This is a genomic window from Bradyrhizobium sp. F1.13.3 (assembly GCF_040548265.1).
Classification (GTDB): Bacteria; Pseudomonadota; Alphaproteobacteria; order Rhizobiales; family Xanthobacteraceae; genus Bradyrhizobium.
The window spans coordinates 1-15,409 of the sequence record NZ_JBEPRI010000020.1; the positions used below are offsets into that span (position 1 = coordinate 1).

6 protein-coding genes are annotated in these 15,409 nt (G+C 65.5%); 1 reads left to right on the forward strand and 5 read right to left on the reverse strand.

The genetic code is table 11. The annotated features are described in order from the left end of the window. Positions 1 to 489: COG4705 family protein (locus tag ABIB66_RS35965; protein ID WP_502918348.1), on the forward strand; the 489-nt coding region annotated here is incomplete at its 5' end. A gap of 627 nt (positions 490 to 1,116) precedes the next feature. Here ABIB66_RS35965 and ABIB66_RS35970 read toward each other — a convergent pair. The 5 genes from ABIB66_RS35970 to ABIB66_RS35990 form a co-directional block, all read right to left on the reverse strand. Then, positions 1,117 to 2,169 (reverse strand): M23 family metallopeptidase, encoded by a 1,053-nt coding sequence (locus ABIB66_RS35970; protein WP_354208946.1) that lies wholly within the window; start codon positions 2,167 to 2,169, stop codon positions 1,117 to 1,119. Positions 2,170 to 2,192: 23 nt separating this feature from the next. Beyond that, a complete protein-coding gene (locus ABIB66_RS35975; protein WP_354208947.1) occupies positions 2,193 to 3,509 on the reverse strand; it encodes an HlyD family type I secretion periplasmic adaptor subunit in 1,317 nt (438 codons plus the stop codon). A 41-nt stretch (positions 3,510 to 3,550) separates the two neighbouring features. Further along, positions 3,551 to 5,806 carry a cadherin-like domain-containing protein gene (locus ABIB66_RS35980; RefSeq protein WP_354208948.1) on the reverse strand — a complete coding sequence of 752 codons (2,256 nt, stop codon included), beginning with the start codon at positions 5,804 to 5,806 and terminating at the stop codon, positions 3,551 to 3,553. A gap of 16 nt (positions 5,807 to 5,822) precedes the next feature. Beyond that, entirely contained in the window at positions 5,823 to 7,538 is a 1,716-nt protein-coding gene (locus tag ABIB66_RS35985; RefSeq protein WP_354208949.1) for a type I secretion system permease/ATPase, read from the reverse strand. An 89-nt stretch (positions 7,539 to 7,627) separates the two neighbouring features. After that, positions 7,628 to 15,244: a peroxidase family protein gene (locus tag ABIB66_RS35990; protein WP_354257932.1), complete on the reverse strand. Its 7,617-nt coding sequence runs from the start codon at positions 15,242 to 15,244 to the stop codon at positions 7,628 to 7,630. Positions 15,245 to 15,409: the final 165 nt, after the last annotated feature.

A 15,409-nucleotide genomic window follows, 5' to 3' on the forward strand; every position in this document is an offset into this window, starting at 1 on the left:
ATCGGCTATCCGGGGGGATCCTCGCTTCTGTTCGCGCTTCTGATGATCTCGCTCGTCGTGTGGTACCGGTCGGAAGGATCGATCTCGGTCAACACTGTTTCGACCCCGCGCGTCGAAGTCTTCTATTGGACTTCGATCCTCTTCTCGCAGACGCTCGGAACGGCGCTCGGCGACTGGATGGCTGATATCAACGGTCTTGGCTACGAAGGCGGAGCATTGGTTTTCGGCGCCGGACTCGCCATGAGCGCAGCGGCCTACTACTTTACCTCTGTGTCGCGCACTGCACTATTCTGGGTTGCCTTCATTCTAACGCGGCCTCTCGGAGCCACACTCGGCGATTTGCTCGACAAGCCGCTGGCCAATGGCGGAATGGCATTCAGCCGTTATACTGCGACTGCAATCCTGGCGGCGCTCATCGTCGCTTGTGTGACCCTTCTTCCACAGCGCCCCGGCGGGCATGCTGGACGGCCCGAAGCATCCAGGATTTGAAGGCATCTACGCGATGAAGATGGTCCAACTTCGTGATAACGCACCGAGTTGGGCCTCAAGTTCGATCTGAAGCTCCCTGAGGTTTCGCGCCGTTAGACCGGCGCAAATTCTTAGGCAGGCCGGCGGCGGCGTTCCAGCTTGGCCTCAAGGCCGCTTCTGTCCTGCTCTCGATCCATTAGGACACAGGAAATCGGCCGAGCCCAGTCCGTTGCAGCATCCGAATCTCGCGATCCCGAGCGCAGCGGCGCTTCAGCGTGTGCTCCGTTGGTCGCTCGGACGTTCGGAAACTGCGGGATCGGCATCGGAGCCCCGGCCGCCGTCGTTACGCTTGTGCAGGTCTCCGAGCCAAAGGATGGGTCCCCGCAGCTTTTCGCTGCGCTCGCAGTATCGGAAGCCGAACTGGCCAACAAGGCCCCTGAACAAATTCGTGAGGGCGGCGAGCTTGATCCCCATGGTCCGGATATTTCTGGGGAGCCATCGGCCGAACGGTGTCGTGAGTGAAGAGCGGCTCATTGCGCGTTCCTGGCGTCATAGAATCAAAAAACCACGAGCGCCGGATTATTCCGCGGTCGAAGAAATTCTGGGCGGCAGTTCTTCCAGGTGGAGTTAGTTTCACAGCGTATCAAGCTACCGTTCGCCCTCGCTTCGGATCAGGATTGATCGCGTGGCCGATGAGATCGTCTTCCCACCCGAGACCATTTCGACTTGCAGTCCATACTCCCCTGCTCGTTGCGCGGGCTTCCCTCCGGCATAGGCGATGTAGTTCGCCTTCCGCCTTTCGAGCGGTTTGGTTTCCATTTGCATCAGCGTTTTTCCGTCTGGATCGACGATGCGCATTCTGAAAACGCTGTCGGCCTCGACGTTGATCGCCCAGACCCAAGCGATGACCGGTTGCGACGTATTGGGCACGGCTGGTTCACCTTCGCGAACGAGCCTCGGAAGCTCGGGCGGAGCGTTGGCGAGCCCGACCAGCAGGATCGCCGAAGCCGAACGGGAAAGTGCATCCCGGACGGCCGGTTCGAACAGGCTTCCCCCGGTTGCGCCGCAGGTTTCTCGACCGATTCCAAGTGGCCGGCCCGTCAGGGGCTCGATCGTCCTGCCATCCTTTCGGACCGACAAGTGCAGATGGGGAAATTCGGCCAAGCCCGATGCCCCGATCGACCCCAGGCGGTCGCCTTTCTTCACGTGCGCTCCGGGCCGGACGACGATGCTGCCTTCCTTGAGGTGGCAGTATTGCGAGGCCAGCCGCCCGGAATGCTCGACAAGGACGCCGTTACCGCACTCCTTTCCCGCGGTATCTTTATCCTGTGCCCGATCGTAGATGCGGTCTGGAATGCCGTCCCTCACGCGCGCGACCGTGCCGTCGGCAGTTGCGATCACGGGCGTTTGGCGGTCGATATCCTTGAGCGCGCGGATGCGAATGTCCCAACCGTCGTGCCCCTGGTACGTGGCATTGCCGCAGAGCGGATCCAACGCCTGGTCACTTGGATCGACGTCCGGCATCTGCTGCACGAAGCAGTCCACGCCCAGGCGGCAGTCGACAGGCAGCCCTAGATTGGGAGACAACTGGTCGTCTGCGCTTGCCGGCGGGATTGCCGCCGATAAAATGATGAGCCCAAGCAACGCCGGCGCCAGCCGGTATTGGCTGTGCGCCGCGCAATGGAACTTGAGCTTGAACATTTTCGCAGCAGGGAACAGGTGCTCTACTCCTCCCGGAAGGATTTCATCATCTGATCGGTGAACGGCTTCATCAGGTAGGAAAGCGCCGTCCTATCGCCGGTGGTGAGGAAAACCTCGACCGGCATGCCGGGCACGATCGGCTTGCCGGCCACTTGTTTTTGGCCATCCGCAATGGCGATGGTGCTGAGATAGTACGTCTGACCGCTGGCCTGGTCCAGAGTAGCCGCCGCTCCGATCGTTTCGACCGTACCCGCCACTTCCGGCGTGGTCCGCTGGTTGAAGGAGGAGAACCTCAGCCTCGCCGATTGCCCGCTCGCGGCCTGGTCGATGTCGGTCGGCGACAGCCTCGCCTCGACGACCAGATCGGCGCTTTCGGGGACGATGGACATGAGCGTCTCCTTGGGGGCGATCACGCCGTTGACCGAATTGACGGCGAGCTCGTTGACGGTGCCGGAGATAGGCGAACGGATCACCATGCGTGACAGGCGGTCCAGCGACGCCACGATCCGTTCCTGAAGCTCCGCCAGTTTTCCGTCGACGTCGCGCAGGTCCCGCTGACCGTCGGTTCGCGCCTGCTGGTCGAGTTCGATGATCTTGATCCGCGACTCGCTGATCTGTCCCTTGACGCGGGCGATGTTGGCGTCGATCTCGCCCTTGAGGCCGTCGATCTTGACGAGATCGCGCTCCATGGTGCGGATCTTGCCGATTTCTATGAAACCCTTGTTGTAGAGCGGCGTCAGACGCTCGAGATCCTCTTTGACCATCTTGCGCTCGTTGGCGTTGGCCTCCTGCTGCGCGGTCAGCCCGCGGACCTGCTCCTCGAACTGCGCGATCTGCAGCGACAACTGATCGCGCCTGGCCTCCCGCACGGCCAAGTTCTCGTTGAAGAGCCGGATCTCGCCCCGTGCGATTTCCGCCGTGAACGGGTCGTGCTCGAACCGGGAGTCGAACCTGATGGCCGTGGCTCCTTCGCGCTCGGCCAGATGCCGCGCCCTTCGCCCCTCGAGCTCCGCGCGCTGCCCCTTGAGCACGCCTAGTTCCGCCTTGGTCTGGGTCTCGTCTAGTCTGACGAGGACATCGCCCGCCTTCACGGCGTCGCCGTTGGCGACCAGGATCTCGCCCACGATGCCACCGTCGCGGTGCTGGATCAGCTTGACCTGCTTCCTGACTGCGACCTTGCCTTGCGCGATCACGGCGCCCGTCAGTTCGGCGTGCACCGCCCAGCCGCCGCATCCGCCGATCAGGGCGACGGCGAGAACGGCCACCATCGTCACGCGCGAGCGGATCCCGAACGACTGCTCCGCAGCGCGCGCGGGCCGTTCCGTGGGCTTTAGATTCATCGTTCATTCTCCATTGTTAGAGCCGGCACGTGTCCGCCGATTCACGATAAGTGGTGCGCGTTCGTCTGCTGCGGGGCGGTGAAAACAAAATTGGTCTCGTTGAGGTCAAGGTTGCCATCCAGAACGATTTCGAAATCGTGCTCCGCGTCACCGTCGAGATTGCCGGAGACGATCGTGATCTCCTGGTCCGAAACGATCTCATGGCGGTAGGTGACGGCGCCGACCTCATCGAACGTCGCCTGGTCGGCGCCCGCGAAGAACAGCATCTTGCCCGAGAAGTCGTCGAGCTCCTGTCCGACTCTGGACAGGTCGAGCCGATCGCCCACGCTGAAGTCCACGATGTGGTCGCGTGGTCCGCCGTCGTTTTTCAGAGAAGCCAGGTCCTGGAAGACGAAGGTGTCGTTGCCGTCGCCGCCCTCCATGATATTCACGTGGGCGTCGGCAACCAGGCGGTCGCGACCGTGGCCGCCCTGGATATTCTCGACCTCGAAGATCTGTGCGCTCTGCCCGTCGCATATTTCGACGATGCCGTCGGGCAGGTCGACATTCTCGTCGAACACGATCCGCGACAGATCCAGCGTGTCCGCGCCGTCTCCGCCGCGAATGACGTCGTGGCCCGCCTCGACGCCGAGGATGATCACGTCGTCCCCGCAGCCGGCGTCGATGCAGTCGTCGCCCGCGCCGCCCGCAAGCACGTCGTTGCCTGCCCCGCCATCGAGATGGTCGTTCCCGTCCCCGCCCAGCAGGGTGTCGTTGCCCTCACCGCCCGAGAGCGTGTCGTCGCCCGTCCCGCCGTCCAGGTCGTCGTCGCCCGCGCCGCCCTCAATGTGGTCGTTGCCGGCGTCTCCGCGGAGTATGTCATTGCCGGCGCCGCCGTCGATGCGGTCGTTTCCTTCGCCGCCGTGGACCGTGTCGTCGCCGGCCCCCCCTGCGACAAAATCGTTGCCGGCGCCGCCGAGCAGGATGTCGTTGCCGGCACCGCCGTCGATGTGGTCGTTGCCTTCGCCGCCCTCGATCCTGTCGTTGCCGTCGTCGCCATGGAGGGTGTCGTTGCCGGGACCGCCCAGAAGCGTGTCGTTGCCCTGCCCGCCGGAGGCAAAGTCGTCGCCTTCGCCGCCCAGGATCAGGTCGTTCCCGTCCTCGCCGTAGAGGGTATCGTTGCCGGCTTCGCCGAACAGCGTGTCGTTGCCCGCCCCGCCGAAGATGACGTCGTTGCCCGGGCCTCCGAACAGGGTGTCGTCGCCGTCGCCGCCCACCAGACGGTCGTTGCCCTCGCCGCCGTAGATCGTATCGGCGCTTTCGCGACCGTAGACGATGTCATTGCCGGCGCCGGCGTCGATCACGTCGACCAGAGGCGTTCCGATCAGGAAATCGTCGCCCTCGGTACCATGGATCTCTTCGTCGGGGGCGGCGTGCAGATCCGCGTGCGCCGTCTGGACGATCGAGGCGGTGCCGTCGGAGATGCGGTAGCTGAACTGGACCGAGCCGATATCGTCGTGTTCCGGCGTGTAGAGCCAACGGTCGGTTCCCAGCGCCTGCAGCGATCCGTGATCGACCTGGAGGGCCTGCACCGAAAGCCGGTCGCCGTCCGGATCGCTGGCGCCGTTCAGCAATTGGCCGAGCGAGATGATGAAGGCTTCGTTGACCAGGCCGCTGCCGAGATCGACCGCCCCGGCGCTCACCGGGGCGTGGTTGACCCGCTTCGTCGGATCGGGGAGCGGGTCCTTGCTCGTCGGCGGCGGCTTCTTTGGCTCGTCAACGTGGGGCTTGGTGTGGTCGTCGGAAGACCCACCGCCTCCGCCACCACCACCCCCGCCTCCGCCCCCGCCTCCGCCGGCAGCCGGCGTGCCGTCTGCCCCCCGCGGCAGCGGATGCGCGGGAGCCGGCGCGTTCTGGTTTGCCGGGACCACCGACAGCCGCGGCCCTTCGGTCCTGTCGAACCTGAGCCTGTCCAAATCGACTGCCGGTTCGAACGCTTCGTTCATCGACACCGCGTGCAGCCCGAAGGCGCGGACGAGTTCGGACGATCCCGCGCTCCGCTCCACGGCGCTGGAAGGCGCGGCCGACGTATCCGCTTCCGGCTGCGTCGCCGCTTCCTGAGAGTCCGACTTCAACTGATGGGGCGCCTGCTCCTTGCCCTCGCCGAACACCTGTTTCAGCAGAAGTCCCCACGATGCGATCAGGATGGCGGGCACGATGGAACTGACGCGCGACCGCTCTTCGATGAGCGCGAAGCGGCGCGCCGGCGCGTCGAGCGCGCTACGGTCCGGAATTCCCAACGACAGCCGATCGTCCATGGCCACCTCCCGCTGATCAGGCCGTCGCCGCGGTGGGGAACGGGATCGGCGCCGCCGGCGCGCCGACCACCTTGTCCTTCGGTCCGAACGCGACCAGCTTGCCGCCCTGGACCACGCCGACGTAGTCCACCGCCGCCAGCGCCTTCGGGCGGTGCGCGATCACGATGACGATCCCGCCGCGCGCCTTGACGCCTTCGATGGCCTCCCCGAGCGCCGCCTCGCCCGGCGCGTCGAGGTTCGAGTTCGGCTCGTCGAGCACGACGAGGAATGGATCGCCGTAGAGCGCCCGCGCCAACCCGATACGCTGCCGCTGGCCGGCCGACAGCGCCGTGCCCGAGGGCCCGAGCTCGGTCTGGTAGCCGTCCGGCAAACGCGTGACCATCTCGTGGATTCCCGCGGCTTTCGACGCGGCGATGATCTTGCGGGCGTCGGGCTCGGTCTCGAATCGCGAGATGTTCTCGGCGATGCTGCCGTCGAGCAGCGAGACGTCCTGCGGCAGGTAGCCAATGTGCTCGCCGAGCGCATCGGCGCGCCACTGATCGAGATCCGCCTCGTCAAACCGGACCTTGCCCCTGAGCAGCGGCCAAACGCCGACGAGACCCTTGGCCAACGAGGTCTTGCCGCCGCCGCTGGGCCCGATCAGGCCGAGCGCCTCGCCCGCCTTGAGCTCGAAACCAACGTCGCCGACGAGCACGGTGCCGCTGCCTGGCGCGACCACGGTGATGCCTTCGACCTTCAGGGTCGCGCAGGGCTTGGGAAGCGGTAGGATGTGGCTGCCGTCCTCCGCCGCGGCGAGCGTCTGCTTCAGGCGATTGAAGCTGCGCCGTGCCGCGGCGATCACCTTCCAGTTCCCGATGGCCGAATCGATCGGCGCCAGCGCCCGCGCCGAAGCCACCGAGCAGGCGATGATCGCGCCCGCCGAAAGCTCGCCCTTGATGGTGAGGTAGGCGCCCAGTCCCAGCAGCGCCGACTGCAGCATCATGCGCATCACCTTCGCCATCCCGCCGAAGCTGCCGCTGATGTCGCTGGTCCGGGTCTGCAGCGACAGATGACGAGCATTGGCGGTTTCGAACCGGGCTACGGCGCGGCCGCCGAACCCCATAGCGCGCAGGATGTCGGCGTTGCGCGCGTGCGAATCCGCCAGCGTGGAGCGCTGCACCGCCGCCTGGTGTGTCTCCTTGCCGGCACGCCGCGTCAGCAATTCGGTCGCAACCGCGAGCGACATCAGAACCACTGCGCCGGCCAGAGTGACAAGTCCGAGCACGGGATGGAGCAGGTAGACGAAGCCGAGGAACAGCGGCATCCATGGCAGGTCGAAAAAGGCGATCGGGGCTTGGCTGCCGAGGAAGCCGCGCACGACGTCGACGTCGCGGCCCCGCTCCAGAGCCTCGGAGGTCGAGTAGCCGTATCGGGCCATCTCGATCACGACGTAGTGCGCCAAGGGCGCCAGTTTGGCGTCGAGACGGGCCCCGAGACGGACCAGGATCTGCGAGCGCAGGATGTCGAACAAGCCCTGGAACAGATAAAGCCCGATGGCGAGAGCGGAGAGCGCCGCCAAGGTCGGGATGCTGTGGCTCGTCAGCGCCCGGTCGTAGATCTGCAGCATGTAGAACGAGCCGGTCAGCGCCAACAGGTTGATGATTCCGGACACTCCCAGCAGGACAAAACCGATGCCGCGGTAGCTGCCGATCGGATTCTCCGTCGAATTCTTTCGCTTCGGGTTCTTGCTCATCGTGTCCTGCCCTGCCCTTTTTCTGCCCTTGGCCTCGGTGACGTCGTCCACCCGGGCGGCGGTTCGCCCGGGCGGTGATGTCGCTTGCGCTAGTGCACGCCGTTGAAGTCGGCCGTCGTCAGCGCATGGTTGCCGGTGCCGAGATCGATCTTGAAGTCGGCCGCGGTGTCGCCGTTGGTGTTGCCGGAGACGAAGGTGTGCTCCGCGCCGTCCTTGATCTCCTGCGTGACGATGACCTGTCCGGCCGAGGTGAAGACGTTGCCGGCGAACAGCACGAAGGACTGGTTGCCGGCCGCCCCCGTATTGGCGTCGATGGCCGAAAGGTCGATCTTGTCGCCCGGCTGGAAGCCCTTGATGGTGTCGCCGTTGGCGTCCGCCGCGGAGCCGAACACGTAGGTGTCGTTGCCTCCACCGCCGTCCATGACGTTCGCCACCGAACTCGCCACGATGGTGTCGTTGCCGGAGCCGCCGATGAAGTCCTCGAACCCGAAGATCTGGTCGGTCCCGCTCTGGGCGCTCGCGACGCTACCGTGCTGGCCGATGCCGTTGCCGAGATCGGCCGTGATGTTGGCGGAGATCGCCGAGTAGTCCAGCGTGTCTTCCTCGGTGTCGCCGAAGTAGGTGTCGTTGCCGTCGCCGACGGTCGCGATGATCCGGTCGTTGCCGGCCCCGCCGTAGACGGTGTCGTTGCCGGCGCCGCCTTCCAGGGCGTCGTCGCCCGCGTCGCCGAACAGGCGGTCGTCGCCGGCGTCGCCGGTGATCAGGTCGCGGCCCGCGCCGCCGAAGAGATCGTCATTGCCGTCGTTGCCGAACACCACGTCGTCGCCTGCGCCGGCCTTCACCAGGTCGTCTCCGGCTCCGGCCTTCAGCGTGTCGGCACCGTCGTTGCCGAGGATCACGTCGTCGCCCTCGAGGCCACTGAGGACGTCGTCGCCGGTCGTCCCCACCATCACGTCGGCGGCGGAAGTTCCAATCTGGCCTTCAGCCATGCCCGGGTTGACTGCCGGAGGTTGCGGCGTGTCTGCGCCGTCCTGTCCTTCGTGCTGATGGTCGCCCGACGAACAATGCTGATCGTCGCCGCCAGAGTTGCCGTCCTGGCCGTCCCCGCCGGAGCCGCCTTGGCCGCCGCCGCCCTGGTCGCCCGGAGGCTGACCGGTCTGGGTGTCGACCACGTCCTGCGGCCGCAAGGTGCCGGTGACCTGATCGTCGCCTCCTCCTCCGTGGAACACGATGCGGTGGTCGGAGGTCAATCCGGAGATGTCGACGGTGTCGGTGCCCGCGCCCCCGTTCACCGTGATCGTGCTGTAGTTCAGGCTCGTGCCCGTGAAGTTGCCGACGATGGCGACTGTGTCGCCGGCCACCGTGCCGCCGTCGAGCCCGCCGTTGTTGTTGTTGGCGGTAACGTCCAGCGTGTTGATCGTGATCTCCTCGACGTTGTCGAGTTCTGCGATGACGTTGCCGTTGCGAACGACGACGATCTCGGTCCCGGCGTGCAGCCCGGTGAAGCCGAAGTGCGCGGCGCTGCTGACGATGCCGTTGGCGGCATTGTTGTCGTAGTCGTCGGTGTTGGAGTAGATGGCGAAGGATTCCGCCGTGTTGTTGCCGGTGACCGTGAAGCGGTCGCCCGCCGCGCCGTTGGCGCCGCCGTCGACGAAGTCGCGGCCGTCCGGCAGCTCGGGAATGATGGTGATGTTGCCGAACTTGATCGGATTGGTCACCGACCAGCCGATGCTGTCGTCGCCCCCGCCGGCAAAGACCGCGTCGTCGCCGCGTCCGCCGTTGAGGATGTCGTTGGCCGAGCTTCCGACCAGGATGTCGTTGCCCGTCGATCCGTTGATCGTGGTACCGTTGACCGCGGTCACCGTGACCGTGGCGGAGGCCGATGCGAGGCCGTCGTTCACCGTATAGGAGAACGAGCCGCCGTTCGGCCTCGCCGGGGTGCCGCTCGTTCCGGTGTCGGTGATGGTCACCGCGCCCGCGGCATGGACCGCCAAGAGGCTGTTGACGGAGCCGAGCCCGGTGATCGCCAGCGCGTTGGGCCCGTCCGTGTCGCTGTCGTTGGCCAGCAGCGCCCAGTCCGGCACCACGATGCCGTTCGCGACGTTGCCGACGTTGGTGTAGACGTGGTCGGCGCCGACGCTCGGCGGATCATTGACGGGATTCACGTGGATGGTCGTGGTCGCGACGTTGCTGTCGGCCAAGCCGTCATTGACCGTGACGTGGACGATGCGGTCCGCATTGGTGGGGTTGTTGGAGTTGCTGGAGAACGTGATCGCCTGGATCGCGTTCTGGTAGGCCGCGATCGAGGCCTTGCCCGTCAGGCTGACGGTGATCTGTCCGGCGACGGAATTGTCGACGGAGCTCGCGATGCCGTCGCCGACGATGTCGTTCGCGTTGAGAGCGTCGCCCGCGACCCTTCCGGTCAGGACGACCTTGGCCGACATGAGCTGCGTGCCGTCGTCGACGATTCCGGGATGGTTGGCGATGCCGACGGCATTGCCGTTCTCCGTGAAGGTCACGGCGTAGTCCGTGGTCGGAGCCGCCGCCGGCCTGACGTAGTCGATTGAAATGTTGTCGACCGAGATGGTGCCGTTGTTGTTGTTGCCGCCGGTAGTGTTCGTGGAACTCACCACTTCGAAGCGGAGCGCCGCGTTGGCCGTCAGTGTCTCGCCCGGACTGAGCACCGAAAGCAGATCGGCCGAGAACGTGTGCGGGCCGTTCGAGGTGGCGTTGGTGATGGTCCCGAGTTCGTGGAGCGTCGGGATCGCCACCGAGGAGTCCGCGGTGAAGAAGACGCGAACGAAGTCGCCGTTGTCGAAGCTGGTCTCGGTGTAGGCGAAGCCCAGCTTCGCCTCCACCACGCCGGCGAGGTTCACCACCCGCTGCACGTTGGCCCCGTCCGCGTTGTCGGTGAACTGCAGCTGCTGCGAGCCCACGCGGATCTGACCCGCGGTGGCGCTGCCGTTGGCCGCGCCGTTGAAGTCGTCGAGGTGTTCGCTCCAGCCGTCGGTCCAGTTCGCGCCGCCGGCGTAGTTGCCGGAGGCGAAATTGTCGGTCGCAGCGCCCCCATCGAAGGCGTGGAGCTTCAAGCCCGGGTGCGTGTTGACCAGCGAGAAGTCCTGGTCGGCGAAGCGCAGCAGTTCCACGCCCACGACGAGATCGGTGCCGTCGGTGACGATGGGCGCTCCGTTGGCGTCGACCCCGTTGGGATCCCGCAGGTCGGTGACCTTGTAGGCGACGATCTGTCCCTCGTGGGCGCTCTGGAACGTGATCGGGTCGATGCGGTAGTCGGCCAGGTTGCCGGTGAAGACCGCGATGTCGGGCTTGGCCAGGGTGCTGGCGTCGGTGCCCCCGTCGCCGAGGACGTTGTCCTTGAAGAACTGGGTGCGCAGCATCTCGGTGAAGTGCTTGTCGAAGCCCTGCGTGCCGAGGGCGGCGTTGTCGAGCAGACCGGCGCCCAGCGTATCGTTGTAGGCGACCCGGTGCGAAGCGCCCTGGTAGAGCGCATCCTGCAGCCGCAACGCTTCGGTGGAACCGTCGTTGTTGTTGTTGTGGTCGTAGGTCGAGGCGATCTCGTTGCCCTGGGCGTCGTGGCCCTGGATGTACTGCCCGATCAGGGTGTCGAGCCGGATCGAGCCGCCGACGATGACGTCGTTGCCGGCGTCCCCGGTCAGGAGATCGGCGCCCGAACCGCCCACCACCCAGTTGTTGCCCGCGTCCCCGCCCAGATTGTCGTCGGACACGCTGCCGACCAAGCCCTCGAGCTCGAAGGCGGCAGGAACCGACTGCGCGCTGTTGACCGCTGCCAGCGGGTTCGCCTGCATGTCGAGGTCGTAGGTGACCCCGACCGGGCGGGCGTGCTGCAGACTGAAGTCCATGATGTCGAAACCGATCGTACCGGGCTTGTTGCCGTCGTCGGTGATGCCGTCGCCGCCCAGGATCTCGTCCGGCCCCGTGCTGAGCGCCTGCGCGATGTCGCCGACCTTGAACCAGTCGTCGCCGGCCTGGCCGAACGAGATGTCGACGTCGGTGCCGTCGAGCAGCATGTCGTCGCCGTTGTTGCCGTACAGCATGTCGGTGCCGGAGCCGCCGTCGAGGTAGTCGTTGCCGTCGTTGCCGTCGAAGAACGGGTCCGTGTCCTGCTCGCCGTACATGACGTCGTCGCCGCCGCCGCCGAACAGCTTGTCGATGCCGATGCCGCCGTAGATGTAGTCGTTGCCCGAGCCGCCGATGACCTGGTCCTGGCCGTTGATGTCCGACCCGCTCGATTCGCCGTACAGGAAGTCGTCGCCGGCGCCGCCGTCGATCAGGTCGGGATTGTCGCCGCCGTAGATCGTGTCGGAGCCGTCGCCGCCGTAGAGGCGGTCGATGCCGTAGCCGCCGTAGATCTTGTCGTTGCCGGCGTCGCCGTAGACCGTGTCGTCGCCGCCCTGGGCGTAGATCAGGTCGTTGCCCTTGGTGCCGACGATGATTTCGTTGGATTCGGCGCCGGAATTCGGCGTGCCGTCGAGATTGACGCCGCCGTTCTGGTTGTACGCGCTGTTCGGATCGGTATCGGCCAGCCGCGTGTCCTGGACGTACTGCACTCCGCCGATGGTGACGACGTGGCCGTCGTTCAGGTTGCCGTGACCACCGTTGGAATAGACGCCCATCGTGCCGGCGTCGACAGCTGCGATGTCGCCGTACTTGTGCTCGTTGCCCGTCGTCTGGTATTCGGTCTGCCCGGCCGCGAGCACCTCCTTGTGCGCGCCGAGATCGACGTACTGGTCGGCATAGCCGAAGATGTTGCCGTTCAGGTGGGTCAAGCCGGTGTTGCGCTCGACCATGTCCTTCAGCTGACCGTTGACGATCTCGTCGCCGAAATTGGTGCCGAACAACCGGTACAGATAGTAGAAGCGGTCCCCGTCCATCAGCTTCTCGATCTGGTCGACGAAGATGCGGTCGAAGGTCTCTCCGAGCAGGCCACCGGGCTGATGGATCTCCGCAAGGCCGCCGAGCCATGCGTCGATCTGGTTGAAGGCCAGCGTGCCGGCGCCGCCGACCATCTCGTCGCCGTTCATGAATCCGTAGGCCTGGTCGAGCGAAATGCCGTCGGTGCCCGCTGCGACGCTGCCGTCGACGATCCCGACGAGGGCCTGCGCCTTCTGTAGGTCGCCGTCGAAGGCGTACGCCGCAATGAAGTTGGCGAGCGAACTCGGGTGCTGCATGTTCTGCCCGAAGTCGTTCCAGCTCGAGTATTCGGAGTAGCCGATGGCGTGGCGCAGCGCATTCAGGGTCGGAACGCCGAGGTCGCGTCCGCGGGCGATGTTGATGGCCGCGAGGTCGAGCGGCTGGTCCAGCAGGCCCTGATTGAGCGCGGGGGTGACGAATTCGTCGACCTCGTTCATCTGCTGGTGCGACATGCCGAGGATGATCGCCGATGGTCCGACGTCGGCAAACTTGTCGGGATTGAGGAAGGCCTCCTTGAGCGCGTAGCCCATGATCTTGCCCGTCAGCCCGCCGGACGGATCGATGGTGTCGATGGTTTCGCGCAGCGTCGAGTGGCCGAAGCGGAAGGCCGCCTGCGAGTATTCGAGCGAGATCGCCGAGTCGACCTCCGTCGAATAGGCGCCGAACTCCTGGATGTTGGGGGAGACGTTGCGGGCGTACTGGTCGACCGCCGCGTGCTGGTACTCCATCTCGACCACCAGCTTGGCGGCGTTGAACATCTTGTCCTGGTCCCAGGAGATGTTGCCGTTGACGTCGAGGTAGTCGCCGGCGGCGTTCGTGCCGTTGCCGGTGTCCACCTGGTATCCGTGCAACGCGGCGTGCGTGGTATCACCGGAAACGATATCCTGAGTGTGCAGCGCGTCGATGATGTTCTGGATCTGGTAGTTGTGTTCCTCGTGGAACACGTGGTGAATCGAGGTCAGGCCGAAGTTCTCGTTCACGCGCCCGTCGCCGGCTACGTAATGGTCTCCGACCGATGCCATGAGAATTTCGCCGACGGCGTCGTGCAGCGCTCCTGAGGGCACGGTGATGCTGAAGTCGGCGAAGTTGACGAAGGGGAAGAGCGAGCTGGCGCCGTCCAGAGTGTGCGGCGTTCCGGGAGGAGAACCCGGGGGAAGGGTCTCCATGGTCAGCGTCAGCTTGTGCGTCGTCGCGTCGATGCCGAAGCTCGAGCCCGCGCCGAACGTGGATTTGGCGTAGGCGTCGATGGTCGCGATGGCGGCCGCGACCTTGGCGGACTGCGCGGCGTTTCCATAGGCCGCCTCGCCCGCGTCCCGGGCTCCGTTGCCGTTGGTGTCGTAGAAGCCGCCCATGTGGCCCGCGTCGAAGCGCGGGTTCATGTCGAGCAGCAACGCCGAACCGCTGGTGCCGGCGATCACGTGGCCCGAGGCGTCACGGTTGCGCAAGTCGTTGACGTCTTCCCATGTCAAAGCGTCGCGACCCGTGGCGTCGACGTGGGCGCGCAGTTCGTCCAGGGTCGGCAGGGTCTGGTGCGTCGAGGTGCCGTCCGGCTTCGTCCAGGCGGTGTCGAGCGTCTGGCCATCGAACAGGTTCATGCCGGCGTGGTATTGCCCGGTGGCGGGGTCTTTGACCCATTCCCGCAGCAGGGTGGTGAGCTGCTCGTGGGAGCCGTAGGTCTGACTCTGGTCGATGAACGGCGAGGTGTGGTTGACGTATTCAGGGCCGTTGGCATCGACGGTCTGCACCGTAGCCCGGTTGATGGTGATTTCGTGCACCGGCCGCCCGTCCGGCCCGAGCATGCCATAGAGCGGGTCGTCGCTGGCGAGCGCGATCTTGATGGTCTGGCCCGAGGCCTTGCCGATAAAATCGAGGCCGTGGTCGAAGAACTGGCCGAACAGCACGAAGAAGCCATTGGAGGGCGACACGCCCGGATTGAGGCCACCGATGAAGTGGTCGTCCTGCCCGGCCGATGCTGCGAGCCGGGCCTGGGTGTCGACCTGACCGAGACCGATCGCATCCGGCCCGACCGCCGCCGCCTCCGCTGCCGTCTTCAGGACGCCCCAGTCGAGCACTGTGGCCGTCCCGGTCGTGGGATCGTAGTAGATCTCGTTCGGTTGATGCGAGGCCGCTCCGGCGTCGCTCTGATGGTTCGCCCAGGTATCGAAGGTGACCCCGCCGGTGGTGGTCGTCAGGCTGATCATGCGCGGGGTGTAATCGACGACGTTCGGCAGATCGATCTTGGTGCCGTCGGCCGCGGTCTGGGCGCCGCTCGGGTCCGCCTTGATGGCGTAGTCACCGTTAAGGGCCGGATTGAAGCCGCCGGTCACTGAGCTGTAGGACGAGTAGTAGGTCTTGGCGGCGGCGTAGGCCTGCTCGGCGACCACCTGCATCACGGACGAGTAGCCGGCGTAGTCGGCGGCCGCCGAACGCGTGAAGATCTGGTCGACCGCGCCGAAGGAGGCGTTGATGAGCGACAGGTTGTTGTTGAGACCGCTGGGATCCCGCAAGCCCGCGAAGTCGAATTCGGAATAGTAGGACTGTCCCCACTGCGCGATGGCCGCGGTCGATGCCGCGTCGCCGGCGACTGACCCGCCGGTGCCGATGAGATTGCCGTGTGCATCGTAGACCGCGCCCGTGCCGTTCCAGAGGATGATGGCGTTGCCCGCCGCATCGAACAACGGGCGGAAGTTGACCTGGCTGAGGATGAAGTCGATGTCGCTCTGGTCGATCACGAACGGCTTGAGATAATTCGACATGATGCGCTCCTGCCAGGATTGACGGAGTCCGAACGGCCGGATCTCCCACATTGCAGAAGCATGTCGAGTCCTCCATGGACGCGGTAGGGTAGAAGGTCGAGCGAAAACATCCGTCGATGGTCGAATGCGCCGCACCCGACCAAAGGCCCTTCGTTCGGACTTTAG